The organism is Sphingopyxis panaciterrulae (genome assembly GCF_014199295.1).
GTDB classification, from domain to species: domain Bacteria; phylum Pseudomonadota; class Alphaproteobacteria; order Sphingomonadales; family Sphingomonadaceae; genus Sphingopyxis; species Sphingopyxis panaciterrulae.
The window spans coordinates 110119-133766 of sequence record NZ_JACIJH010000002.1; the positions used below are offsets into that span (position 1 = coordinate 110119).

General features: G+C 68.1%; 21 protein-coding genes and 1 tRNA gene. 7 read left to right on the forward strand and 15 right to left on the reverse strand.

All coding sequences use genetic code 11. The annotated features are described in order from the left end of the window. Position 1: 1 nt before the first annotated feature. Genes FHR21_RS04550 through nudC form a run of 3 tightly spaced genes read left to right on the forward strand, consistent with a single transcriptional unit; the run spans position 2 to position 3215 of the window. Positions 2-1063 (forward strand): A/G-specific adenine glycosylase, encoded by a 1062-nt coding sequence (locus FHR21_RS04550; protein WP_338113063.1) that lies wholly within the window; start codon positions 2-4, stop codon positions 1061-1063. After that, the gene (locus FHR21_RS04555) at positions 1060-2346 is read left to right on the forward strand and encodes a serine hydrolase domain-containing protein (RefSeq protein ID WP_184095797.1); all 1287 of its coding nucleotides are present in this window, start codon (positions 1060-1062) and stop codon (positions 2344-2346) included. Before FHR21_RS04550 ends, FHR21_RS04555 begins: the two co-directional genes overlap by 4 nt. Continuing rightward, positions 2346-3215: an NAD(+) diphosphatase gene (gene nudC, locus FHR21_RS04560; RefSeq protein WP_184095800.1), complete on the forward strand. Its 870-nt coding sequence runs from the start codon at positions 2346-2348 to the stop codon at positions 3213-3215. Before FHR21_RS04555 ends, nudC begins: the two co-directional genes overlap by 1 nt. A 135-nt stretch (positions 3216-3350) precedes the next feature. Here the strand turns inward: nudC and FHR21_RS04565 are convergent, their stop codons facing one another. From FHR21_RS04565 to FHR21_RS04575, 3 genes are all read right to left on the reverse strand, one after another. Continuing rightward, positions 3351-3767: a DUF2497 domain-containing protein gene (locus FHR21_RS04565; protein ID WP_184095802.1), complete on the reverse strand. Its 417-nt coding sequence runs from the start codon at positions 3765-3767 to the stop codon at positions 3351-3353. Positions 3768-3858: 91 nt separating this feature from the next. Continuing rightward, positions 3859-5373 carry a TolC family outer membrane protein gene (locus FHR21_RS04570; RefSeq protein WP_184095803.1) on the reverse strand — a complete coding sequence of 505 codons (1515 nt, stop codon included), beginning with the start codon at positions 5371-5373 and terminating at the stop codon, positions 3859-3861. Positions 5374-5409: 36 nt separating this feature from the next. Then, positions 5410-6060 (reverse strand): protein-L-isoaspartate O-methyltransferase family protein, encoded by a 651-nt coding sequence (locus tag FHR21_RS04575; protein WP_246427061.1) that lies wholly within the window; start codon positions 6058-6060, stop codon positions 5410-5412. 268 nt (positions 6061-6328) lie between these two features. On the opposite strand from FHR21_RS04575, the gene FHR21_RS04580 reads away from it, so the two are divergent. Next, positions 6329-6402: transfer RNA gene (locus tag FHR21_RS04580), tRNA-Cys, on the forward strand. Positions 6403-7117: 715 nt separating this feature from the next. Continuing rightward, entirely contained in the window at positions 7118-7420 is a 303-nt protein-coding gene (locus tag FHR21_RS04585) for a hypothetical protein (protein WP_184095807.1), read from the forward strand. Between the two features lie 398 nt (positions 7421-7818). Here the strand turns inward: FHR21_RS04585 and FHR21_RS21035 are convergent, their stop codons facing one another. Next, positions 7819-7941 (reverse strand): hypothetical protein, encoded by a 123-nt coding sequence (locus FHR21_RS21035; protein WP_276569249.1) that lies wholly within the window; start codon positions 7939-7941, stop codon positions 7819-7821. Between the two features lie 359 nt (positions 7942-8300). Here FHR21_RS21035 and FHR21_RS04600 point away from each other — a divergent pair, with 359 nt between their 5' ends. Continuing rightward, positions 8301-9263, forward strand: a complete 963-nt coding sequence (locus FHR21_RS04600) for a patatin-like phospholipase family protein (RefSeq protein ID WP_184095809.1) — start codon at positions 8301-8303, stop codon at positions 9261-9263. A 95-nt stretch (positions 9264-9358) separates the two neighbouring features. Here FHR21_RS04600 and FHR21_RS04605 read toward each other — a convergent pair whose 3' ends face one another. Genes FHR21_RS04605 through alr form a run of 3 tightly spaced genes read right to left on the reverse strand, consistent with a single transcriptional unit; the run spans position 9359 to position 12128 of the window. Beyond that, complete coding sequence (locus tag FHR21_RS04605) at positions 9359-9706, reverse strand: RidA family protein (RefSeq protein WP_184095811.1); 348 nt, start codon at positions 9704-9706, stop codon at positions 9359-9361. Between the two features lie 20 nt (positions 9707-9726). Further along, positions 9727-10986 carry a D-amino acid dehydrogenase gene (locus FHR21_RS04610; protein ID WP_184095813.1) on the reverse strand — a complete coding sequence of 420 codons (1260 nt, stop codon included), beginning with the start codon at positions 10984-10986 and terminating at the stop codon, positions 9727-9729. Further along, positions 10983-12128, reverse strand: coding sequence for an alanine racemase (alr, locus tag FHR21_RS04615; RefSeq protein ID WP_184095815.1), 1146 nt, complete (start codon positions 12126-12128; stop codon positions 10983-10985). The genes FHR21_RS04610 and alr overlap by 4 nt, the downstream gene beginning before the upstream one ends. Positions 12129-12248: 120 nt before the next feature. Here alr and FHR21_RS04620 point away from each other — a divergent pair, with 120 nt between their 5' ends. Beyond that, on the forward strand, positions 12249-12695 hold the full coding sequence (locus FHR21_RS04620; RefSeq protein ID WP_184095817.1) for an Lrp/AsnC family transcriptional regulator: 447 nt from the start codon (positions 12249-12251) through the stop codon (positions 12693-12695). 23 nt (positions 12696-12718) lie between these two features. Here FHR21_RS04620 and mnhG read toward each other — a convergent pair whose 3' ends face one another. The 8 genes from mnhG to FHR21_RS04660 form a co-directional block, all read right to left on the reverse strand. After that, positions 12719-13081, reverse strand: coding sequence for a monovalent cation/H(+) antiporter subunit G (gene mnhG, locus FHR21_RS04625; RefSeq protein ID WP_184095819.1), 363 nt, complete (start codon positions 13079-13081; stop codon positions 12719-12721). Then, positions 13078-13359 (reverse strand): K+/H+ antiporter subunit F, encoded by a 282-nt coding sequence (locus FHR21_RS04630; RefSeq protein ID WP_184095821.1) that lies wholly within the window; start codon positions 13357-13359, stop codon positions 13078-13080. The genes mnhG and FHR21_RS04630 overlap by 4 nt, the downstream gene beginning before the upstream one ends. Next, the gene (locus tag FHR21_RS04635) at positions 13356-13838 is read right to left on the reverse strand and encodes a Na+/H+ antiporter subunit E (protein WP_184095823.1); all 483 of its coding nucleotides are present in this window, start codon (positions 13836-13838) and stop codon (positions 13356-13358) included. The genes FHR21_RS04630 and FHR21_RS04635 overlap by 4 nt, the downstream gene beginning before the upstream one ends. Continuing rightward, positions 13835-15448, reverse strand: a complete 1614-nt coding sequence (locus tag FHR21_RS04640; RefSeq protein ID WP_184095825.1) for a monovalent cation/H+ antiporter subunit D — start codon at positions 15446-15448, stop codon at positions 13835-13837. Before FHR21_RS04640 ends, FHR21_RS04635 begins: the two co-directional genes overlap by 4 nt. 265 nt (positions 15449-15713) lie before the next feature. Beyond that, positions 15714-16061, reverse strand: coding sequence for a Na+/H+ antiporter subunit C (locus FHR21_RS04645; RefSeq protein WP_184095827.1), 348 nt, complete (start codon positions 16059-16061; stop codon positions 15714-15716). Next, positions 16061-18985, reverse strand: a complete 2925-nt coding sequence (locus FHR21_RS04650; protein WP_184095829.1) for a monovalent cation/H+ antiporter subunit A — start codon at positions 18983-18985, stop codon at positions 16061-16063. The genes FHR21_RS04645 and FHR21_RS04650 overlap by 1 nt, the downstream gene beginning before the upstream one ends. 113 nt (positions 18986-19098) lie before the next feature. Then, positions 19099-22125 (reverse strand): DUF2339 domain-containing protein, encoded by a 3027-nt coding sequence (locus FHR21_RS04655; RefSeq protein WP_184095831.1) that lies wholly within the window; start codon positions 22123-22125, stop codon positions 19099-19101. Positions 22126-22241: 116 nt separating this feature from the next. Then, a complete protein-coding gene (locus FHR21_RS04660) occupies positions 22242-23645 on the reverse strand; it encodes an efflux transporter outer membrane subunit (RefSeq protein ID WP_184095833.1) in 1404 nt (467 codons plus the stop codon). Positions 23646-23648 lie beyond the last annotated feature (3 nt).

Sequence of the window (23648 nt, forward strand, 5' to 3'; positions counted from 1 at the left end):
GGTGAGCGTCCAGACTTCCGACACCATCGACACGCGACAGGAGTTCGCGGCGCGCATTCTCGACTGGTACGACCGGTCCGCGCGGGTGCTGCCGTGGCGGGTGCCGCCGGGCAGCAATGCAGTGCCCGATCCCTATCGCGTCTGGATGGCCGAGGTCATGCTCCAGCAGACGACGGTCGCGGCGGTTGCGGGCTATTTCGAGCGCTTCACGGTGCGCTGGCCGACGGTCGCCGACCTCGCGGCGGCCGACGATGCCGACGTCATGGCGGCGTGGGCTGGGCTCGGCTATTATGCCCGCGCCCGCAACCTGCTCGCCTGCGCGCGCGCGGTGGTGGCCGAGCATGGCGGACGCTTCCCGGACAATGAGGCGGCGCTGCGCGCGCTGCCTGGGGTCGGCGACTATACCGCGGCGGCGGTCGCGGCGATCGCCTTCGGCCAGCCGGCTGTGGTGGTCGACGCCAATATCGAGCGGGTGATCGCGCGCCACCGGCTGATCGAAACTCCGCTCCCCGCCGCCAAGCGCGGGATCAAGGCGGCGCTGGCGCCGTTGGTGCCGGCGGCCCGCCCCGGCGATTTCGTGCAGGCGCTGATGGATCTGGGCGCGGGCATCTGCACGCCGCGGTCGCCCGCCTGCGCGATCTGCCCGGTGATGGCAGACTGCCGCGCGCGCGGACGCGCCGATATCGAACGGCTGCCGGTCAAGCCCGCGAAGAAGGCGAAGCCGCAGCGCCATGGCGTCGCGCACTGGATCGAACGCGACGGGTGCATCTGGCTCGTCCGGCGGCCCGAAAAGGGCATGCTCGGCGGGATGCGCGCGCTGCCCGGCGGCGAATGGAGCGGGACGCCGGTCGAATCCGAATTGAGCGAGTCGGGGATCGCACAGGTCGATCATGGCTTCACCCATTTCGACCTACGGCTGACGCTGGTGCGTGGCGAAACGCCCCCCGAAGGCCCCGATGCCGCAGGGGAAGGCGAATGGTGGCCGCTCTCGACGCTTGACGCGGCGGGGCTGCCGACGCTCTATCGCAAGCTGATCGACAGGCTGCGGGAGACGGATGGATGAACATGATGGTGACGCGCCGGGCGCTGCTCGGCGGCATGGCGCTCGGCGGCGCGGCGGCTTTTCTGCCGGGATCGGCGTTCGCCTTCCGCGCCGACGGCGCGACGCTCTATCCGGCGACCAACGCCTTCATCAAGGGCTTCGTCGACCGCCGCGAGCTCGCCGGCACCCTTGCCTGCATCGGCAAGGGACAGGAAGCGCCGCTCAGCTTCGGTGCCGGCACGCAGGCGATGGATTCGGCGAAACCGGTCGGCCCCGACACGCTGTGGCGGCTCTATTCGATGACAAAGCCGATCACCGCGATGGCGGCGATGCTGCTGATCGAGGAAGGCAAGATGGGCCTCGACCAGCCGATCGCCGATTTTCTGCCCGCCTTCGCGAAGATGACGGTGCAAAACACCCCCGACGGGTCGATTACCGCCGTGCATCCGGCGAAGACGCCGATCACCGTGCGGCAGCTTCTGACCCACACCGCCGGGCTCGGCTATAACATCATCCAGACCGGGCCGCTGCGCGATGCCTATAACAAGGCGGGGCTGATCGGTGGACAGGTCAGCCGGCTGCCGATTCCGGGGATGCCGCCGATTACCCCGGCGCCCAGCCTAGCCGCCTTCGCCGACCGGCTCGCCGAGCTGCCGCTCGTCTACGAACCGGGCACGCGCTGGAGCTATTCGGTCGGGCTCGACCTGATGGGGCGGGTGATCGAGGTCGTGTCGGGACAGGCGTTCGACGCCTTTCTGAAGACGCGCCTCTTCGGCCCGCTCGGCATGACCAGCACCTTTTTCCAAGTGCCGGCGAGCGAGGCGGGACGGCTGTCGACCAATTATTTCCCGATGGGCGGCGTGCTGCTGCCGATCGATCCGGGGACAAGCTCCATCTATCTCGACAAGCCGCCGATGCCCTATGGCGGCGGCGGGCTGGTGTCGAGTGCGCGCGACTACGACCGTTTCCTCGCGATGCTGCTCGGGGAAGGCGAGACCGGCGGGGTGCGGATCATGAAACCGGAAACCGCGCGGCTCGCCATGTCGAACCTGCTGACCGAAGGCGTCGCGACCAGGGGCAGCATGATCGACGGACAGGGCTTCGGCGCCGGCGGGCGCGTGTCGCTGGCGGGCTCGCCGACCGGCGAGGGCGTCTATGGCTGGGGCGGCGCGGCGGGCACGATCGGCTTCGTCGACCGCGCGCGCGGCTATCGCGTCGGCGGCTATACCCAATATATGCCGGCCGACGTGCTGCCCTTTCAGGCCAAGTTCGGCGAGGCCTTCTACAAGGATGTGATGCGCTGATGGCTTTGCCGCTGGGATTCACGGGCGCGCGGCTCGACCGCGCCGATCAGGTACGCGTCGATGCGGAGCGCTTCGCGGCGGTTGTCGCCGATCCGCGCGCGCTGTGCCTCGCGCTCGACGGCATCGACTTCGTTCCTGGCGAGGGCGGCGGGCTGCACTGGGAACCGTTCGACCCCGCCGACACGCGCGCGCCGATGCTGCTCGGCATCGATGAGGCCGGGGTGCCGCATTTCGTCCGCGAACCCGCGCCGGGACAGCGCATCGATGCGCGCTCGCGCACCGTGATGCGGCTGCTGCCGCTGCTGTCGGGCGAGGAAGCGGCGCTCTATGGCGGCGTGCGCAGCCTCGTCGACTGGCACGTGCGGCATCGCTTCTGTGCCGTGTGCGGCGCGCCGACCGGGCTGTTCCGCGGCGGCTGGGGGCGGCGCTGCGACGCCTGCGGGGCCGAGCATTTCCCGCGCGTCGACCCGGTCGTCATCATGCTCGCCGAATTTGAAGACCGCGTGCTCGTCGGGCGCCAGCCCGGCTTTCCCCCTGGCTTCTTCTCCGCCCTTGCCGGCTTCGTCGAGCCCGGCGAATCGCTCGAGGAAGCGGTCGCGCGCGAATTGTTCGAGGAAGCGGGGATTCGCGTCGCCGACGTCGCCTATGTGGCAAGCCAGCCCTGGCCTTTCCCCTCGTCGCTGATGATCGGCTGCCGCGCCCGGGCGCTCGACCCCGCGCTGACGCTCGACGAGACCGAGATCGAGGCGGCAATGTGGGTCGACCGCGCCGGCGTGCGCGCGGCGCTGGCCGGCGACATGGGGGCGCCCTTCGTCTCGCCGCCCTCGCTGGCGATCGCGCGCCATCTGCTGGAGGATTGGGCGGGATGACCGACCCTTGCAGGTCGTGGTAAGATAGCACGCCGCCGGGGTCGCCGAAGAAGGGCTCAAGCGTGAAACGCTCGCGGCTCCCACCGCAGCTTCGCGGCGATCCCTCTCCCTATCGCTGCGCGACAGGGCGAATCGCTACAGCCGCCGTCCCGTAATCCGGCTGATTTCCTTCGCGACCATCGCCTCGACCATGTCGGGCAAATGCGTGTCGAGCCAGTCCTTCAGCATCGGGCGCAAGGCTTCCATCACTACCTCTTCCATCGTGCGGCCGCCCGCGGCGGGCGGTGCAGAGGCGGTGGATGCGGGGGTGATGGCGGCGCTCAGCGCTTCGAGGGATTGGCGCGCGGCGTCGGCGCTGCGGGTCGACACCAGTTCCTCGCCTTCGGCGGGTTCGGCAGCGTCGGCTTCCGGTGCCTGTTCGGCCTGCAGGTCGAGAATATCATCGCCGTCGGGCAGCTCGCGGGCGCTGCCCGGCGCTTCGTCGCGCGCTATCACGCGCCGGATCGACGACAAGATATCTTCCATCGACGGCTCTCGCGACAAGTCGCCCATGCAGGCCCCCTTCGGTGCGCCCGGGGGTGGGCGCGGTTAACCATCTTCTACCGGCGGGAGGCGGCGCTTGCCAAGTCCTATTGTCCGCGCCCTATTGTGCGGGTTCCGGATCGACCGGGCCGATCAGGGGATTGTCGCCCGTCACGCTCGCGTCGGCGGCGGCGACGTTTCGGGTCGAGGTCGTCTGCTGCTGCGGCGCCGGATCGTCGGCCCAATCCCAGATCTGGCCCTTCACCCGCTCGTAATTGGCGGCGGGATCATAGAGCGGCCCGCCTTCGATGCCGAGATCGCGCGCCTCGGCCTTGCCCATCGCGGCGAGCACCGAGAAGGCGGCGACATAGGAGTTGCGCTTCGCCGAAACGAGCTGGACCTGCGCGTTCAGATATTCCTGCTCGGCGTTCAATATGTCGAGGATCGAGCGGGTGCCGACGCTGTTCTCGGCGCGCACGCCTTCGAGCGACAGCGCATTGGCGCCGACCGCCTGCTGGGTCGCGGCGATGATCTGTTCGTTTGCGCGCCACGCGGCATAGGCGCCGCGCGTCTGGGCGATGACGTCGCGTTCGACCGCGACATAATTTTCGATTGCCTGGCTGGTCAGCGCCTGCGCTTGGCGCACCTGCGCCGAGGGGCGGCCGCCCTGGAAGAGCGGCAAGGTCAGGGTGAGGCCGGCGGCGGCGCTCTTCGTCGTCTGCGACACGCCGACGCCGGGAACCTCGCTCGACAGCGAGCCGAGGAAATTGGTGTAGCTGCCGCTGACCGTACCGTCGAGCTTGGGCATACGTGCGGAGCGGGCGGTGCCGATGTCGGCGCGCGCGGCGCCGAGCCGCTGGTCGGCGGCCTCGATATCGGGATTGTCGGTCAGCGCGATCGCGACCGCATCCTCGGTGCTCGCCGGCAGATTGGGGAGTTGCGGCGGCGGCTGCAGATCGACCGGCGCCTCGCCGACGAGGCGGATATAGGATTCGCGGCTGGCGATCAGGCCGGCTTCGGCGGTGCGCAGGTCACCCTCGGCCAGCGCGAGCCGCGCCTCCGACTGGGCGACGTCGGTGCGGGTCAGGTCGCCGATCTCGAACCGGTCGCTGGTCGCCTGCAGATTGGTCCGCAGTACCGAGACATTCTTCTGGTTCAATTGGACGATCGCCTGATCGCGGATCACGTCCATATAGGCGCCGACGACCTGCGCGAAGATGCTCGCCTCGGTCGCGCGCAGATCGGCCTGTCCCGCCTCGACGCGGAATTTCGCGGCCTTTACCGCGTTGCGCACCGCGCCGCCCTGATAGATGGGGACCGAAAATTGCCCGCCGGCGCTGATCAGCCGCGTCGGCGAGGAAAAGCTGTTGCCCGGCTTGACCAGATTTTCCGTATAGTCGCCCTGCGCGCCGAGCGACGGCAGGCCATAGCTTTTCTGGATCGGGACATTCTCGTCGTTCGCGCGCTGTCCGGCGCGCGCCGCGGTCAGCGTCGGGTTGTTCTCATAGGCCTTGGCGAGCGCTCCCTGCAGCGTTTCGGCCAGCCCGGCGGACGGCAGTGCCAACGCGCCCAGCGCCAGCCCGGCGAGCCAGCGATGGCGGCGAAGAAGGAGCGGGGTCTTCCGGGAAGTCGTCATGTGCGGGTCAGCCTGAAACGGAGGGGAGAGGCGCCGTCAGAAGCGAAAGCCCGGCGGCGCGGCGAAGCCGGGGAGCGGCGGGACGTCCATGTCGGCGAAGGGGCGTAGCGCGACGGTGCCGCCGGCCTTCACCCCCTGGACGAGGCGCGAGACCGCGCCGTCGCGGCGCGCGGCGACGAGCCGGCCGCCCTCGACGAGCTGGTCGACGATCGCCTGTGGAAGCTGCTCGATCGCGCCCTCGATCAGGATGCGGTCGAAGGGCGCGGCCTGCGGCGCGCCTTCGGCGAACGAACCCTCGACCCAAGTGACGGCGCCGTCGGGGCCGGCCTGCCGCGCTGCCGCGATCAGGTCGCTGCGTTCCTCGAGAGCGACCACCGCGGCGCCGAGGCGCGCGAGCAGCGCGGCGGTATAGCCGGTGGCGGCGCCGATCAGCAGCACGCGCGCGCCGGGGCGGACCGCCGCGGCGACGAGCAGGCGGCCGGTGACGAGCGGCGGGCTGAGCCAGCGGCCGCCGCCGAGGTCGATCGCGCGGTCCATATAGGCGACGCTCGCGAGCGCCGCGGGCACATGCGCCTCGCGCGGCTCGGCGCCCATTGCGGCCACCACCGCGGGGTCGATCACGTCATTGGTGCGAAGCTGGCTGTCGATCATCGCCGCGCGCATTTCGGCCGCGCTGATTTCATTCATTCGGGTTGCCATGGATGCCATCCGGTTCCTGGAGTTTCGTGCCTCGCGGGGGCTGTCTAGCCGAAGCGATGCTGTATTGCAATAATAATACAGCATCGCTTTCCCGCCGCCGCAGCGCATAGCGGCGCGACCGCGCGCCGCCAACCCCGCATCGCGCGATAGTCGGCAGCGTTCCGGCGAATCCTTGACAAGGCCGCCAAAGCCCTTCACTAGCCGCGCCTCGCACCGACCCGCCCGCCGCCTTCGCTCGGCCGGAGCGGGGACCTGAGGCCCGATGGCGGAGTGGTGACGCAGCGGACTGCAAATCCGTATACGCCGGTTCGATTCCGGCTCGGGCCTCCAACCATATTCATCGAACCCCGAATAGATGGATTCGCTTGCGAAACGCGCAATTAAGCGCGATCGCGAATTAGATGGAAAAGCGCCTATAACCGGCTTGCGGGCGTTGCGCGAAGGGCTTGATTAAAAAGCCATCTGTGCCACATTGATCATGGCGGGCAAGGCGACGGTCGCAATACCCTCTATCGACGAGCCAGCACGACGCAGAGCGCGTGCTCCGTGAGGATACCCCGCCACCATATCCCAGCCTGGGCGACGTTACCCGGACAGTTATGATCCTGGCACTCTTTCGGCGGGGACGGGGCGCGGCGGCGAACGCTGAGCGGACGAACCGGAGCAATCCGACTCCGCGTCGAAAGCCGGTATTTGCGAACCGACCCGCGCAACGAGTGTTCGCTTTGCTTCCTCGAAGATCTAGCGGCCTAAGTAGCTGTCCGCATCGCACAATGTCTATCCAAGGACTTGAAAATAATTCCTGCGTTGCCATCTATAGTGCGTCATGTCTGATTATGCCCATTTCTGGAACGGTGGACGACTGCTGATCGGCGTCTAGCCGGACGCGCGCCTGCCAGGCTGCGTCCGGAGCAAGGCATCCTGGAATGAATCGCCGCTCACGATGGCCGCGTTCGGTCGATCCCCGATGCAAGGCAAATCCCTACCCTACCCGGACCGGTCCGTATTCGTGCGGTCCCGGTTGCTGGACAATGGAGTTTTAGCAATGGCAACCCAAACCTATTCCCGTATCCGCGGCGCGTCGCAACAGACACAGGAAGCGGAACGTCTGCTCGCTCGCTATCCCCGGCTTGCCCCATCGGAATTGGCGCGGCTTATCGAGATTTTCCCGACCGTTCCACTGATCGACAAGGCCATAATAATAGCCGACGACCAATTGTCGAAACATCTGGCAGCTTTCCATCACGACCACGGTGACAAGCCCAACGTGTCGAGCGCGGCGCTGTCGCTTTTCCCGATTCTTCCGATCGTCACAGCGAGTGCCGCGCTCTTGTGGTTTTTCGGCTGACTTCCCCCGCATGTCCTTATTGTCATCAAAATGCGTGGCGCCGCCGCGCCCTACTTGCATGCCGATATACCTGTCGTCTTGAAAGAAAGAGAATATGTCTATCTCTGTTGCGTCCCTCGATCGTGACCTTGCCGTTGACGAAAGCCCGTTCGCCAGGGCGCCCACCGCTGATACATTCCCAACCGCGGTGGCGAGGTCGGCCACCATTCTCCTGCAGGAGGAAAGCATTGCAAGGGCCGGCGAAGACATTTCCTCGCTCCTGGTTCTCATCCCCGTCGGTCTGCTAGCGCTGATGACATTCGGAACTATGCTTACGCCGTTCTGATCTCGTCCTCGCGAACTCAGTAGGGCTGCTTTGGCTCAGCCTTGCGGTGAGCCATTTGCGCAGGCTGTCCGCATCATAGGCTTTGTCGGCGAGCAGGCGCTTTGGCGGCGCCACCGAGCCGAGCAGCGGGATAGCGCGGGATAGCGATGCGGATGTCGGCGATATTACCCGGCGTGAACGGTTCGATCATCATCATCATCATCGAAAATTGTCTCACGCGATTGGCCGAACGACAGCATCATGAAGGCCGATTGCTCCTCTTGGACGAGCGGTCGCACGAGGTATTCGGAGCCTCGCGCGAGATGATCAGGCCGACTATCCACGGACAGGCGATCGTCTTCCTCGTGTTCGTACCGCTGCTCATTTTCACCGGGTCGAGGGGAGAAGCTTCTCCGCGATGGCAATCACGGTGCTGCTGGCCTTGGTAGGCGCGTTCGTTGCCTCGCTCACGTTCGCCCCGGCGATGGTCGCGCTGCCCCTTCGCGGCAGACCGAACGAACCAGACTCGGCGACCGATCTCCTGTAGACTGTCCTTTGTTCCGAAGGAGAGCCGACATGGCAGGTGGTCTCGCGATCGTGTTGAGCGGTGGCGGCGCAAAGGGCGCCTTCCAGGTCGGTGCCGTCCATGAACTGATCGTCAACCGCGGGGTTTCCGTCGATATCGTCGCGGGCGTCTCGACCGGCGCGATCCAGGCGCTGGGCGTGGCGCAAGACGATGTGCCCGGCCTGCTCGACGCGTGGCTCGGGATCAAGGGCAATGGCTCGATCTACAAGGAGCGGCCGCTGGGCGTCATCGGTGGCCTCCTCGGCGAGGATGCGATCTATGACGCCGCGCCGCTGAAGCGCTTGCTCAAAGGCTTCGCCGATGCGGAGAAGCTGGCGGCGAGCGGCCGCAAGCTGTTGCTTGGCGTCGTCAACCTCGGCACCGGTACCTATCGCAGCATCGACGAAAGCGTGCCCGGCATCCACAATTGGGTCTATGCAAGCTGCGCGATGCCGCTCTTCTTCGATCCCCTGAAGACCCGCGCGCGCGATGGGACTGAGGAGCAATGGGTGGACGGCGGGGTGCGCGACGTGACGCCGCTCAGCGCTGCGCTCGAGATGAACCCGCGCGGCGTGATCGCGGTGCGCGCTTCGCCGGCGCCGAGACCCGGACGGGTCCGAACCTATGGCAATCTCATCGAGATCGGGCTGCGCGCGGTCGATATCCTGCAATCCGAGGTGTCGGCAAACGATCTGGCCGGCGCAGCGCTGATCAACGACCTGATCGCAGCGCGAGAGGCGCAGCTTCGCACGCTGCAGGCCGAAGGCATCGGCGCGGCGCAGGCCGCGCGCATCCTCCGTCCGCTCGATATCCAGATCGCACGCTATCGCTTCGCGCCGATCCGGATCATCGAGCCCGAGGAGGAATATAGCGAGACGCTCGAATTCGATCCCGCGAAGATTCGCGCGGCGATCGACGCGGGTCGCCGCGCGGTCGAGCGCGAATGGGAGGCTCTCGAACCGTTGCTGAGTTGAAGCGCTGTTCCGGCTGGGCAGGCAGGGCGATGACCCCGGCCGACACCGAAGCGGGAAGCCCCTTTCCTAGCTCGACAGCGGTTGCGGGGTGCGCGTCAGGTCAGGGCCGCGGTGACGATCACCTCGACCTTGTAATCCGGGGTCGCGAGGCGGACTTCGCCGGTCGCGCGGGTCGGGGCGTTGGCGCCGCCGATCCACTCTTCCCACACCGCGTTCATCGCTCCGAAATCGGCCATGTCGGCGAGCCAGATCGTCGCGGTCAGCAGGCGCGACTTGTCGGTCCCGGCCTCGGCGAGCAGGCTGTCGACCTGTGCCAGCACTGAGCGCGTCTGCGCGGTCGCGTCCTCGCCCGGCGCCCCGACCTGGCCGGCGAGGTGGACGATGCCGTTGTGGATCACGGCCTGGCTCATGCGCGGGCCCGAATGAAGGCGCTCGATACTCATGTCAGTCTCTCCTTGGTGGTTCAGTGCGAATAGCGGTCCGGGCCCAGACCCTCGGGGTCGATCGGCGGCGCCTCCCCGCCGATGAGGCTGGCGATCAGGCGGCCGGAGCCGCATGCCATCGTCCAGCCCAAAGTGCCATGCCCCGCGTTGAGGAACAGGTTGGAAATCGGCGTCGCCCCGACGATCGGCGTGCTGTCTGGCGTCATTGGACGCAATCCGCTCCAGAAATTCGAGGGCGCCTCATTGTCGGCGGCGCCGGGAAACAGGTCGTTCAGCGAATGGCGCAACGTGCCCTCGCGCCGTGTCGGGAGCGCGCGGTTGAATCCCGACAATTCCGCCATGCCGCCGACGCGGATGCGGTCGCCGAGCCGGGTGATCGCGATCTTGTAGCTTTCGTCGAGCAGCGTCGAAACCGGCGCCCGGCCCGCGTCGGCGACAGGCAGCGTGATCGAATAGCCCTTCACCGGATAGATGGGGAGGCGCAGCCCCAACGGCCGCAGCAGCGCGGGCGAATAGCTGCCGAGCGCGACCAGATAGGCATCGCCGCGCAGCGCGCCCGCGTCGGTTTGGACCGCGGCGATGCGGTCGCCCTCCATCTCGAACCCGTCGACCCGCGTATCGTAGCGCAGCTTAACCCCCTTTGGGGGCAACAGCGCGGCGAGCTTGTTGGTGAAGATATGGCAGTCGCCGGTCTCGTCGTGCGGCAGGCGCAGCCCGCCGAGGAAGCGGTCGCGCGTGGCGGCGAGGCCGGGCTCGGCGCCGACGCAGCCGTCGCGGTCGAGCAGTTCATAGGGCACGCCATAATCGCGCAGCACCGCGATGTCGCTCGCGCTCGCATCGAGCTGTTTCTGGGTACGGAAGAGCTGCAGCGTGCCCTGCGAGCGTTGGTCATAGTCGAGACCGAGCTGGCCGCGCAGCGCGATCAGCTCGTCGCGGCTATATTCGGCGAGCCGCACCATGCGGCTCTTGTTGAGCGCATAGCGCGCCGCGGTACAGTTGCGCAGCATCGCGAGCGTCCAGCGCAGCATCGCCATGTCGGGCCGCGGTTCGATGATCAGCGGCGCATGCTTCATGAACAGCCAGCGCAGCGCCTTCGTCGGGATGCCGGGCGCCGCCCAGGGCGAGGCATAGCCCGGCGAGATCTCGCCCGCATTGGCGAAGCTGGTTTCGAGCGCCGGCCCCGGCTGGCGATCGACCAGCACGACTTCGTGCCCCGCCTCGGCGAGATACCAGGCCGAGGTGACGCCGACGACGCCGGCGCCCAGAACGATGACCTTCATGGATTTTCCCCCGGCAGGACGGCGTCGGCGATGCCGTTCTCGACATGGATGCGCGCATGTCGCGCGCCGAGCCGCGTCAATATTTCATAGGCGATGGTGCCGGCATCGCGCGCGACGCCGGCGAGCGATTGCGACGGACCGAGCAGTTCGACGAAATCGCCCTCGGCGAGATCATTTTCGGCCAGCGCACCGATGTCGACGGTCAGGCTGTCCATCGATACGCGCCCGACGATCGGCAACCGTGCGCCGCGATGCCAGGCGGCCCCGCCGCCGCCCAGGCAGCGTGGCCAGCCGTCGGCATAGCCGAGCGCGATCGTCGCAAGCCGTTGCGGCGCAGGCGCGATATGATCGAGGCCATAACCGACCCCCGTCCCCGCCTCGATGGTGCGGATCTGGAGCACGCGGGCGTCGAGCCGGACAACGGGGCATAATCCTTGCGCATTGGGTCCCGGATCGACCCCGAACAACGCGACGCCGGGACGAGCGAGATCGGCGTGGAAATCGGCCGGCAGGAAGACGCCGCCGCTGTTGGCGATCGAGGCGGGCACGTCCGGAAAATGCGCGGCGACCGCACGAAACGCCGCAAGCTGATCGCCGTTTGCGGCGCGCCCGGGTTCGTCGGCGCAGGCGAGATGGGTCATCAGCAGCCGAAGGTCGAGCTCGCGGGGCAATACGGGGTCGGCGGCGAGCGCGACGGCATCGCCCGGCGGCAGACCGAGGCGCGACATGCCGCTGTCGACCTGCAGGGCAGCGGGAAGCGGACGACCGAGCGCGCGCGCATGGGCGCGCCAGCGCGCGACCTGCAATAGCGAATTCAGTACCGGGATGGCGCCGACAGCGGCGCACACCGCCTCGCTTTCGGGATCGAGGCCGTTGAGAATGACGATCGCGGCATCGGAACCGACGACCCGCGCCAGTGGCCCCACCTCGCAGAGCTGGGCGACGAAGAAATCGCGGCAGCCTTCGCGATAGAGTGCGGCGCCGACCCGCGCCACGCCGAGGCCATAAGCATTGGCCTTGACGACCGCGCCGCAACGCGCCGGTGCGACGCGCTCGGCGATCGCCCGGTAGTTGGCACGCAGGGCATCGAGGTCGATGCCGAGTCGGCTCGAACAGGCTGCGACGCGAAGTGACGGCTCCATATCTCTCTCCGAGGCGAGAGATAGCGAATATTATCCTCAATATTTCGCCATTTTGATATATGGACCGTGCTATTATCGCGCAATTTTAGATATAATCTGCGAAAGATTGGAATTTTGTGCATGCAAGCGCTCGACGATGCCGACCGGCGAATCCTGACTCGCCTTCGCCTCCACGCGCGGATCACCAACAGCGCGCTCGCCGCCGAGGTCGGCCTGTCGCCGTCGGCCTGCCTGCGGCGCGTGCGCCTTCTCGAACAATCGGGCGTGATTCGCGGTTATACCGCGATCGTCTCGGGCGCCGCACCCGACGAGGGGACGATCGCGATCGTCCAGATCGAACTGGAGCGGCAGACCGAGGAATATCTCGTCCGTTTCGAGGCCGCGCTGCGCCGCCATCCCGAAATCCAGGAATGGTATCTGATGACCGGCGACGGCGACTATATCCTGCGCGTCCAGATCGCCGGGATCGACGACTACGGCGCGTTCCACCGCGACATCCTCTCGCGCCTGCCCGGCGTCTCGCGCATCACCTCCAGCTTCGCGATGCGCAGTCACCGGCGGATGTAGGCGATCCATGAACTGACTGGATCCTAACCCTCCGCCTTTGCGCCCTGCGCGTCCGGAACCTGCGCCGCATTTTCGCTCCGGTCGCGATAAATGGCGGCGCGGGCGAGCAGGATGAGCGTGACCGGCGTCGTCAGCGTAACGAACAGCGCGATCAGGATTTCATGGACCACGGGCCGGGTCTGGAGGACCGAGAAGCACAGCATGGAGGCGAGGAGGATCGCCGCCATGCCGGCGGTCGCGCCGAGCGTCGTGGCGTGGACGCGGGCATAGAAGGTCGGCAGACGGATCAGACCGAGCGCGCCCACCAGCGTCAGGATGCTGCCGCCCAGCACCAGAAGGGCGATGATGATCGCGGCCCAGGTCGGCAGGTCGGGGGCCTGGATCATTCGATGACCTCCCCCCGCATCAGGAATTTGCCGAGCGCGACGGTGCCGACGAAGCCCAGCAGCGCGATGACCAGCGCCGCCTCGAAATAGAGGGTGCGCCCGGTCTGGATGCCATAGGTCAGGAGCAGTAGCATGGCCGTCAGATAGAGGGTGTCGAGCCCCAGCACCCGGTCCTGCGCACGCGGGCCGCGGAGCATCCGGAAGGCGGCGCATGCCATCGCCAGGCCGAGCAATATCTGCGAGGCGGTGATCGCCAGCGCCAGCATCAGCGACGTCATTCGAATATCTCCATCAGCAGCCGTTCATAGCGGTCCCGGATCAGTTCGGTCCATTCCGCTTCGTCGACGAGATCGAGGACATGGATCAGGATGACGTGGCGGTTCGCGTCATGCTGAACCCACAGCGACCCCGGCGTCGCGGTGATGATGAGGGCGAGCACGGCGAGCGCATAGGGGCTGCGCAATTGTGTCGGCAACTCGATGAAATCCGAATGGCGGTCGGGCGGATTGACGAGGATGATCTTGGCCACCGCGATGTTCGAGCGGACGATGTCGGCCAGAACGATACCGGAAAGTCGGACCACGGCCCAGCCGATCCGGACGCGCGGCGGCTCCACTTGCAGCGACAGCATCGACCGCGACACGATGAGGGCGACGAGCGCGCCGAGCAGGACGTGTCCGGGCGAAAAGCCGGTCAGCAATATCCACATCGCGAACAGCGCCAGCGCGAGCAGCGGGAAAGGAACGAAGCGCTTCACGGCTGCGCCCCCGCGGCCGCATTGCCCACAGCGGCGACATAACCGGCCGGATCGTGCAGCGCCGCCGATGCCGCCTCGAGATAGGCCATCACCGGCCCCGCCCCCAGCATCAGCGCTAGGCAGACCGCCAGCAGCAGCCCGATCGGCGCGACCTCGACGAGGCTGAGGCGCGCCGGCGCGTCCTCCGCCGGCGTCCACAACAGGTCGATGCCGGCGCGCGTCATCACGATCATCGTCGCGAGGCCGGAGACGATGATCAGCCCGATCAGCGTCCAGTTCATCGGCCCGACGCCGCCCGCGCGCAGCAGCGCGTCGATGATCGCGAATTTGGCGATGAAGCCCGACAGCGGCGGCAGTCCTGCGAGCAGCAGCGCGCAGAAGATGAAGCCGCCGCCGAGGATCGCGATCGTGCCCGGAATGACGACGCCCGTTTCATCCTCCTCTTCCTCGATCGCGCCGACATATTCGTCGTCGAACACGGGTTCGGCGATACCGGCGATCATATCCTCCTCGTCGGCGTTGCGCTCGACCGGCTCGATGATCAGGTAGAGCGCGCCGATCGCGAGGGTCGAGCTGACCAGATAGAAAAGCAGCGCAGCGACGAGCGGCTGGCCGCCGATGCCGAGCCCGGCGAGCAGTGTCCCCGACGAGACCAGCACATAATGGCCTGCCACGCGTGTGAGCTGGCGCGCGGACAGGATGCCGATGATGCCGAACGCCATGGTGGCGAGGCCGGCATAGAGCAGCCCGTCGTTGGCGAAGCCCGCAGCGTCGCCCGACGCCTCGCCGAACAGCAGGAAGGAGAGGCGGAGGATGACGTAGATGCCGACTTTGGTCATGATCGCGAACAGGGCGGCGACCGGCGGGGCCGCTGCGGCATAGGTGCGCGGGAGCCAGAAGCTGAGCGGCCAGACCCCTGCCTTGACCAGAAAGGCGACCCCCAGGATCGCCGCGCCCGCCTCCAGCAGCGCGAGGTCGCCCGACGGAGTGTCCGCGATGCGGGTCGCGAGGTCGGCCATGTTGAGCGTGCCGGTGACCGAATAGATCAGCGCCACGCCGATCAGGAACAGCAGCGAGGCGGCAATGTTGATCGTGATGTAATGCAGGCTGGCGCTGGTTCGCTCGGTCCCCGATCCGTGCAGGATCAGGCCGTAGGATGCCGCGAGCAGCACCTCGAAAAAGACGAAGAGGTTGAAGATGTCGCCGGTCAGGAAAGCGCCGTTCACCCCCATCAGCAACAGCAGGAACAGCGCGTGAAAGCGCGGCCCCGACCGGTCCCAGCGCGCCAGCGCATAAAAGAGCCCGGTGAAACCGAGCACGTTGGTGAGCAGCAGCATCGTGGCCGACAGGCGGTCGACCACCAGTACGATCCCGAACGGCGCCGGCCAGTTGCCGAGCAGATAGACATGGGGGCCCGTCGCGCCCGCGCTGCCCGCGTCGCTGGTGAACCACAGCAGCGCCGCAGCGTTGAGGATGAGCAGCGCCGACGCCCCCAGGCTGAGCCAGCGTTTCAGCACGCGCCGCCGCTCGTCGAAGGCGAGCATCAGCGCGCTGGCCAGCAGCGGCAGCAGGATCGGCGCGATGATCAGGTGATGGAGCCAACCGGTCATGAGCGTTTTTCGACCATTTTGGGTTGCCTTGACGGAGCCGATTTTGGCCCAGTGCGAGGCGCGAGGAGGGAGCGATGCCGAGGCATCGTGACCGACGAGCAACGCGGCAATGGGCCAAAATCGGCCCGCCGCGGAGCGGTTGGGCCAGGAAGCCCGCTGGCCGCGTTGCGTTGCTTGCAGGGGCTCACTAGCCCCTGCCACGCGCCGCGTCTCGCCAGCGGGCTTCCTGGCCCAATCAAGGCGACCCAAAATGGTCGAAAAACGCTCATGCTTCGCCGTCCTCGCCGTCGACATGGTCGGTGCCGGTCAGTCCGCGCGAGGCGAGCAGCACGACCAGCAGCAGCGCGGTGGTCGCGAAGGAGATGACGATCGCCGTCAGCACCAGCGCCTGCGGCAGCGGGTCGGCATAGAGCGCCGGGTCGGCGGACGCCGTATCCTTGCCGATGATCGGCGGGGCGTCGCTGCGCAGACGTCCTGCCGCCACGATGAACAGATTGACCGCATAGGACAGGAGCGACAGGCCGAGGATGACCTGGAAGGTGCGCGGCCGGAACAGCAGCCACAGCCCCGACGCCGTGAGCACCCCGATCGCGAGCGAAAGCAGCAATTCCATCAGTAACCTCCCTCGCCGCCGGGTTCGGGCGGCGCGGCGGGCTTGCGCGCGCGCGGTGAACGGATCGACTGGTGCGCGATGGCGATCAACATCAGCAGCGTCGTTCCGACGACCACCGCAAAGACGCCGATATCGAACAGCAGTGCGCTCGCCAGCGGGATATCGCCGATCAGGGGCAGGGTGAGATAGCGCGAATGGCTGGTCAGGAAGGGATAACCGAATAGCCAGGCGGCAAGGCCGGTCGCCACCGCGCAGACCAGCCCGACGGCGATCCAGCGCACCGGCTGGACGCTCAGGCTCGCCTCGACCAGCCGCGTGCCGTTCGCCATGTAAAGGAGCAGGAAGGCGATCGACGTCGCGATCCCTGCCGTGAAGCCGCCGCCGGGCAGGTCATGGCCGCGCATCAGCAGATAGAGGGCGAAGGTCAGAACCACCGGGAACAGCCATTGCATGATGATGCGCGGGACGAAGAGATAGTGGACGAGCGTGTCGCCCATCGCATGGTCCTCGCTCGCCTCGTCGAACGCATTCTGCCGCCGCTGCTGGTCGGGCAGCTCGATGCTTTCGGGCGCTGGGCGGAAACGGCGCAACAGGGTGAAGACGGTCAGCGCGACGATCGACAGCACGGTGATCTCCCCCAGCGTGTCGAAGCCGCGGAAATCGACGAGGATGACGTTGACGACATTGGTGCCCCCGCCGCCCGAATAGGCGTTCTCGACAAAATAGCGCGAGATGCTGTCGGGCAGCGGCCGCGTCATCATCGCATAGGCAAGCGCAGCCATTCCCGCCCCGCCGGCGACCGCGACGACCAGATCCCAGCCGCGCCGGACCCGGACCGTCAGCGGCTTTCGCCCTTCGGGCCAGATATCGGGCTGGCGCTGCGGCAGCCAGCGCAGGCACAGCAGCAGCAGGACGAGGGTGACGATCTCGACCAGGAGCTGCGTCAGCCCGAGGTCGGGCGCCGACAGCCAGACGAAGCTGATGCAGGTCGCGAGCCCGGCGGCGCCGACCAGGACGAGTGCGACCAGCCGGTGGAATTTCGCCTGCCATGCCGCGGCGATCGCGCACGCGCCGCCGATCAGCCACAGGATGGCGAAGACCGGCTCGATCAGCGTCTCGACGAGCGGACCCCGGCTGTAGCCGAGGCGGAGGAATGGCAGGGTGCCGACGAGCAGCGCGGTCGCGATCAGCAGCCGCAACTGCACCTGGAGGCGCCGGGTTCCGAGCAGGCCGTGAAGACCGCGCGCCGCGTCGACGATCGCCCCCAGTACCGCCTCGAACGTCCGGCGCCCCTTGAGCCGGCCGATCAGCGGCGATCGCTCGGCGGCGTTCAGCCGGTCGCGGAAGATCATGTAGAGCGCGGTGCCGCCGACCAGCGCGATCAGGCTCATCAGCAGCGGCAGGGTGAAGCCGTGCCAGACGACCAGGCTGTAGGTCGGCGTGCGGTCGCCCAGCACCGACTGGACCGCGCTGGCGAGCAGCGGCCCGATGGTGAGCGCCGGCACGATGCCGACGAGCAGGCAGGCCAGCACCAATATCTCGATCGGCAGGCGCATCCAGGGCGGGGCCTCGGCCGGCTGGTGCGGCAAGTCCTCCGGCGGCGGGCCGAAGAAGGTCTGGTGGATGAAGCGCACCGAATAGAAGACGCTGAACGCGCTGGCGAGCGTCGCGAGATAGGGCAGAGCCACGTCGATGACCGTTCCGCTGTGCGCTTCGAGCGCTTCGGCGAGGAACATCTCCTTCGACAGAAAGCCGTTGAGCAGCGGCACTCCCGCCATCGCGGCGGCGGCGACCATGGCGAGCGTTGCGGTGATCGGCATGTAGCGGGCCAGCCCGCTCAGCCGGCGCAGGTCGCGCGTCCCCGTTTCATGGTCGATGATCCCGGTCGCCATGAACAGCGACGCCTTGAAGGTCGCATGATTGACCGTGTGAAAGATCGCCGCGACCGCCGCAAGCGGACTGCCGAGGCCGAGCAGCAGAGTGATGAGGCCCAGATGGCTGATCGTCGAATAGGCGAGCAGTCCCTTCAGGTCCTGCTGAAAGATCGCCACCCACGCGCCGACCAGCAGGGTCGCAAGGCCGGTGGTGGTCACGATCAGATACCAGCTATCGGTACCGGCCAGGACCGGCCAGAGCAGGGTCAGCAGAAAGATGCCCGCCTTCACCATCGTCGCCGAATGCAGATAGGCCGACACCGGCGTCGGCGCCGCCATCGCGTGCGGCAGCCAGAAATGGAACGGCACCTGCGCGCTCTTGGTGAAGGCGCCGATCAGGATCAGGATCAGCGCGGGCAGATAGGCCGGATCGGCCTGAATGGCGTCGCGTGCCGCCAGCACCGCATCGACGTCGTAGCTCCCCGCCATCCGTCCTAGCAGTAGCAATCCGACGAGTAGGCACACGCCGCCCGCACCGGTGACGATCAGCGCCATGCGCGCGCCGTCGCGCGCGCTCTGATTATGATGCCAGTACCCGATCAGCAGGAAGGAAAAGAGGCTGGTCAATTCCCAGAAGAAGGCGATCTGGATCAGGTTGCCCGACACGACGATGCCGAGCATCGCCCCCATGAAGGCCTGAAGGAAGGCGAAGAAGCGCGGGACCGGGTCCTCCGCCGACATGTAATAGCGCGCATAGAGGATGACGAGCGCCCCGATGCCGAGGACGAGCGTGGCGAAGAGCCAGGTGAAGCCGTCGAGCCGAAGCGTGAGGTTGAGCCCGAGCGTCGGCAACCAAGGCAACTCGTATCGCAGGACCGCGCCGTCGGCGACATGCGGATAATAAGCGATCAGGATCGCGCAGCCGGCGAGCGCGACCACCCCCGCCAGCGTCGACGCGAGGTCGCGGCTCCGCGTCGGCAGAAACGCCGCGATCAGGCTTCCGGCAAAGGGAAGGAGCAGGATGGCGAGAAGGCAGCGGGGATCGGCCATGGGATTAGGGGGTCGTCTCCATCGTCTGATATGGCCCGAAGGCTCCACCCCTTATGGTGGCCCTCCGCATGGTCGAGCAAGCGCCGAGTCGTTTCTTTTTTCGATCGCTGCGGTCAGCCGGCCCTGCGCGGGTCCGGCCGTTCCGTCCCGTTCGGGTTTTCTTCCATGGCGGGAACCTGATCGCTGACGGCCGCCGGGGAAGCGAGCTGCCGGCTATAGAGCCAGCCGATCCCGATCAGGCTGAACCCCAGCGCGACGAACGAGCCGATGCGGAGCAGGCCCTCGAGGCCCGATGCGTCGAACAGGAACACCTTGCCGACCGCCGCGAGCATCAGGACGAGCGACGCGATGCGCCAGTCCTGCCGGCCCACACGAATGCCCCAGAGCAGGAAGCCGATCGCGAGCAGCAACAGGAGGAGCGAGCGCAGGATATTCTCGGCCGGCGCCACTCCCGGCTCGACGAGCAGGCTGCCGTGAAAAGCCTGACGCAGCGTCGCCCAGACGAAGAGCGTGACCAGCGCCATGGCGACGAGCTGGGCGGTGCGATCGAGGCTCTTCGGCACCGGGGTGAAAAGCGTCGCGATCAGCCGCACGCCGACCCATGGTATCAGGACCAGCGGCAGCAGCAGGTTGACGAGCGGCCAGGCGCCGACCGCCTGTTCGGCCCACAGCGGGTTGTGGAGGATGAGGCCATAATAGAGCGCGTGGGCCGTCCCCGCGATCGCGAATGCCCGTGCCCCGCCGCGAAGGCCGCGGCGCCAGAGCAGCCAACCGAAGCCGATGAGCAGCCCTTCCCAAACCAGGCGCTGTGTCATTCCGGTCGCGACGAAATCGCCGCCGACAACCGCCGCGAAGCCATGGCGATAGAGGATGTGGAGCGCGACCATTCCGATCGCCCCTGCAACGCCGAGCCCGCCGACCCACGGCCAGTGGGGAAGCCGGCCGCGAAGACGCCAAAGCGGTACGCCGAAAAGCAGCGCCGGCACGATCATGCGGCGGATCGCATCGGCCGCGGCCAGCGCCGGGCCCTCGATCCGCATCGGCGCGCCGCTGAGCGAGAGTAGCGCTTCCGCCGTCCAGATCGTGGCGGGCATCGCGGCCCAGTCAAGGCTGATCGTGGCGAGCACCGCGGCGCCGGCATCGATCCGCGCTGGGTCGATGCGCCGTGCGGCGTACAGCAGGGCTGCGCCGCCGACCGCCGGAACGAATAACAGCAACACGGGGGGAAGCAGTTGCGCGGCGGCGCCATAGGCGAGCGCGGCCGCAAAGCCCTGACCCAATCGGCGGACGAGCGGCCGATCCGCCCGCAGCGCAAAGCAGAGCGCGGTGAGCGCCAGTGCTGCCCAGCGCAGACCGGCCTGACCGGCGGCGGCGGTCGCCCCGTCGGCAAGGCGCGGTATCTCGCCGAGCGCGCCGGGCGTGGCGACCAGCGCGGCGAGCGCGGCGCCGAAGACGCCCGTCGCCAACCATTCGACTCGGCGATCTGCGGCCGCCTTGCCGAACGGCAGCAGCGCCGCGGCAACGCCCGCCGTCGCAACCGGGACGAGCCAGACGGGCACGAGCAGGCCCAGCGCGAGCGCCGCGAGCGCCGCGGCGGTTCCGGTGAGCCAGGCGAAACGGGTATCCGCCGTGCGGCCTTCGGCGTTCCAGCCGCGGGCGATACCGATCGCCGGAACCAGCGCGGCCGCGGCGACGACAAGCGCGAGCGCGCCATCGGACAGCGCCACCATCTGCCACTTGGTCAGCGCGGGGATCGCGAGCGCTAGCAGACAAAGCTCGAGCGTCCGGCGCGGATGGGGCGGCGTCCACAGGCGGGCGAGCAGCGGCAGCGCGTGGATCGCCGCCAGCGCGATGCCGACCACGGCGAACCAGGACGCCAGGGCGTCGGGCCACAGGGCAAGAAGCAGAATCGACAGCGCGAGGCTTGTCGTCGGAACGACGGCAAGGCTGCGCTCGCGCCAGGCGAGCCATTGTCCGGCGGCCGCGAGCAGCGCGAAAAGACCCCAATGGAGCGGCGTGAAGCCCGCATAGGCAAGAAGGAGAGCGAGTTGGAGAGCGCCGACGACGGCCGCCGCCGCCCGAAGCAGCGCGGCGCGGGGCCCTTGATAGGCGAGCAGGGGAACGGCGACGCCAAGCAGAAGGATATAGCCGCCGATCGACAGCGAGCCGAGCGTATCGAGCGCGCCGCCGATGGCGATCATCCACAGGCTCCAGCCCGCCCCGCCCGCAAGCGCGGCGATCGCAAGCCACGGCCATCGGCGCATCCGTGCGACGCCGGTCATCGCCGCGATCGTCAGCGCCAGATAGAGGGCGAGCAGTGGCACGTTCGGCGCGAGCGTTCCGACCAGCGCCGGCGCGGCCAGACCGCCCGCCAGCCCCAGCAGCGCGCTCGGCGGCCCGAACCGGAGCGACAGGCCGAGCGCGGTCGCGGTCACCAGCGCCAGCAGGGCGAAGGCGAACAGCGGTCCGATCAGCCCGTAGACATTTGCCGCGATCATGATCGCGGCATAGAGCGTTGCGACCCCCGCGCCGGACAGGGCTTGCGGTACGCGCACGTCGCGCAGCCTGTCCTCGTTGCGCCACGCATATTCGGCGCCGCCGATCAGTCCGAGACCAAAGAGGATGCCCGCGATCACCTGGACGCCGGGCGTGAAGACCCGTGCAAAGAAGCCGAGGTCGATCGCGTAGCGGACGATTAGGACGCCGGCGATCGCGAGCGTGATCCCGCCTGCCCAGATCGGCAGCGTCTTGCCGAACAGAGTCTCGAAGCGCGCGGTGAAATTGATCGGTGCCGCGGGCGTTTTCGGCTGGGGTGCCGGTTTCGACGCGGGCGTTTTTTGCTCCGTGCGCCTGGCGGGCCGCTCGATCTTTTTCAGCGCCGCGGGCGTGGGGGCGCCGGCCAGCGCAGTGGCGCGAACGGGCGGTTCCGGCTTTGCGGAAGGTGCCGTGTCCGGCAGCGCGTCCGGCGAGATGCTGCCGGTGGACTCTTCGCCCGTCCGAACGCCCGTGTGTCGCTGGAGCGCGCCGATCCGCTTCGCGGCCTCGGCCAGGGTCGCTTCGGCGCGCTTCAGCCGGCTCCGCGTGTCTGCGAGCATGACGCCCAGGATGAGGATCGCCAGAAAAGCGAGGGATTCGAACACGGTAATCCTTTCCCTCGCACCCCTATCAGCCGCATACCGAAAAATCGACGCTGTTTGACCTCGGGCGGCGCGCTGGCCGCGCAAGGCATGGCGGATCGAAATCGGCGATAGGATATCTATCCGGCGCCCCACCGCCCGCCCAGAGCACGGAACAGGTCGACCTGCGCGTCGGCGATGCGGGCGTCGGCGAGGGCGAGCGATGCCTCCGCCTCGGCGAAGGTACGTTCGGCGTCGAGGGCCTCCAGTCCGTCGATCGCGCCCTCGCGCTGTTGCGCGCGGGTGATTTTCACCGCGGTCTCGGCCTGGTCGCGTGCCGATTGCAGCGCCGTGCGCCGGTCGAGCAGATGGGCATAGGCGGACAGCGCGGTTTCGGTTTCTTCGAGGGCACGCAGCACCGTGCCGTCGAATTCGGCGAGCGCCGCCTGGCTGTCAGCCTCGGCGCCGTCGATCCGCGCGCGCACCGCCTCCTGATTGGGGAAGGACCAGCTTATCAGCGGGCCGAGCAGCCAGCGCAGCGGGCCGCCGCCGAACAGGTCGCCCAGCCCGCTGCTCGTCTGCCCGATCGAACCGCCGAGGCTGATGCGCGGATAAAGATCGGCGGTCGCGACGCCGATGCGTGCGGTTGCGGCGGCGAGCCTGCGCTCGGCGGCGGCGACGTCGGGGCGGCGCGCGAGCAGCGCGGCGCCGTCGCCGACCGGGATCGGCCGGTCGAGCCGCAGGCTCGTCTGCCGTTCTCCCGCGATCGGCGGCAGATCGGCGGGCGCGCGGCCGGTCAGGGTCGCGAGGCGAAAGAGCGCGGCGTCGCGTTCCGCGGCGATCGCCGGGATGTCGGCGCGGCGCTGGTCGCGCAGCGCCGCGATGCGTGCGGTGTCGAGTTTGGTCGTCAGCCCCACTTCGGCGCGGCGCGCGGTGAGCGCGACCGATTTGTCGAGCAGGTCGACGATATGTTGCGCAACACCGAGCCGTTCGGCCGCCGAAGCGGCGTCGGCATAAGCGCGCGTGATCTCTGCCGCGACGGTCACGCGCACCGCGTCGGCGTCGGCCTGGGCGGCGGCGAGGTCGCCGCTCGCTGCATCGACCCCGCGCGCGACGCGGCCGAACAGGTCGACCTCGTAACCCACGGTCAGGCCGCCATCGACCTGCCACCCCTCGCGGTCGGCACCGGGCAGCGTCTGGCCTTCGCTGGCACGGCCATAGGTGGCGCCGGCGCCCAGGCTCGTCGACGGCAGGCGGTCGCCGCGTACCTCGCGCAGCGCGGCGCGGGCCTTGGCGATGCGGGCGACCGCGACGCGGACGTCGGTGTTCGCCGCCAGCGCGTCGGCGACGAGGCGGTCGAGCACCGGGTCCTTGTAGAGCCGCCACCATTGGGCGTCGGCGGGCGCGTTCGTCGTCACGCCGTCCCGGAGCGAAAGAAGCGGGCCGGACGCCGCGGGGGGAGGCGCGGGGGCAGCGAAGTCCGGCCCGACCGCGCAGGCCGACAGCATCAGCGCGGAAACGGTGGTGGCAAGCAGGATGCGCATGGC

What these genes read in the sequence shown, in the direction of transcription:
- FHR21_RS04555 (WP_184095797.1), top strand. Translation starts at nt 1,060, where the DNA reads ATGAACATGATGGTGACGCGCCGGGCGCTGCTCGGCGGCATGGCGCTC.
- nudC (WP_184095800.1), top strand. Translation starts at nt 2,346, where the DNA reads ATGGCTTTGCCGCTGGGATTCACGGGCGCGCGGCTCGACCGCGCCGAT.
- FHR21_RS04565 (WP_184095802.1), bottom strand. Translation starts at nt 3,767, where the DNA reads ATGGGCGACTTGTCGCGAGAGCCGTCGATGGAAGATATCTTGTCGTCG.
- FHR21_RS04570 (WP_184095803.1), bottom strand. Translation starts at nt 5,373, where the DNA reads ATGACGACTTCCCGGAAGACCCCGCTCCTTCTTCGCCGCCATCGCTGG.
- FHR21_RS04575 (WP_246427061.1), bottom strand. Translation starts at nt 6,060, where the DNA reads ATGAATGAAATCAGCGCGGCCGAAATGCGCGCGGCGATGATCGACAGC.
- FHR21_RS04585 (WP_184095807.1), top strand. Translation starts at nt 7,118, where the DNA reads ATGGCAACCCAAACCTATTCCCGTATCCGCGGCGCGTCGCAACAGACA.
- FHR21_RS21035 (WP_276569249.1), bottom strand. Translation starts at nt 7,941, where the DNA reads ATGATGATGATCGAACCGTTCACGCCGGGTAATATCGCCGACATCCGC.
- FHR21_RS04600 (WP_184095809.1), top strand. Translation starts at nt 8,301, where the DNA reads ATGGCAGGTGGTCTCGCGATCGTGTTGAGCGGTGGCGGCGCAAAGGGC.
- FHR21_RS04605 (WP_184095811.1), bottom strand. Translation starts at nt 9,706, where the DNA reads ATGAGTATCGAGCGCCTTCATTCGGGCCCGCGCATGAGCCAGGCCGTG.
- FHR21_RS04610 (WP_184095813.1), bottom strand. Translation starts at nt 10,986, where the DNA reads ATGAAGGTCATCGTTCTGGGCGCCGGCGTCGTCGGCGTCACCTCGGCC.
- alr (WP_184095815.1), bottom strand. Translation starts at nt 12,128, where the DNA reads ATGGAGCCGTCACTTCGCGTCGCAGCCTGTTCGAGCCGACTCGGCATC.
- FHR21_RS04620 (WP_184095817.1), top strand. Translation starts at nt 12,249, where the DNA reads ATGCAAGCGCTCGACGATGCCGACCGGCGAATCCTGACTCGCCTTCGC.
- mnhG (WP_184095819.1), bottom strand. Translation starts at nt 13,081, where the DNA reads ATGATCCAGGCCCCCGACCTGCCGACCTGGGCCGCGATCATCATCGCC.
- FHR21_RS04630 (WP_184095821.1), bottom strand. Translation starts at nt 13,359, where the DNA reads ATGACGTCGCTGATGCTGGCGCTGGCGATCACCGCCTCGCAGATATTG.
- FHR21_RS04640 (WP_184095825.1), bottom strand. Translation starts at nt 15,448, where the DNA reads ATGACCGGTTGGCTCCATCACCTGATCATCGCGCCGATCCTGCTGCCG.
- FHR21_RS04645 (WP_184095827.1), bottom strand. Translation starts at nt 16,061, where the DNA reads ATGGAATTGCTGCTTTCGCTCGCGATCGGGGTGCTCACGGCGTCGGGG.
- FHR21_RS04650 (WP_184095829.1), bottom strand. Translation starts at nt 18,985, where the DNA reads ATGGCCGATCCCCGCTGCCTTCTCGCCATCCTGCTCCTTCCCTTTGCC.
- FHR21_RS04660 (WP_184095833.1), bottom strand. Translation starts at nt 23,645, where the DNA reads ATGCGCATCCTGCTTGCCACCACCGTTTCCGCGCTGATGCTGTCGGCC.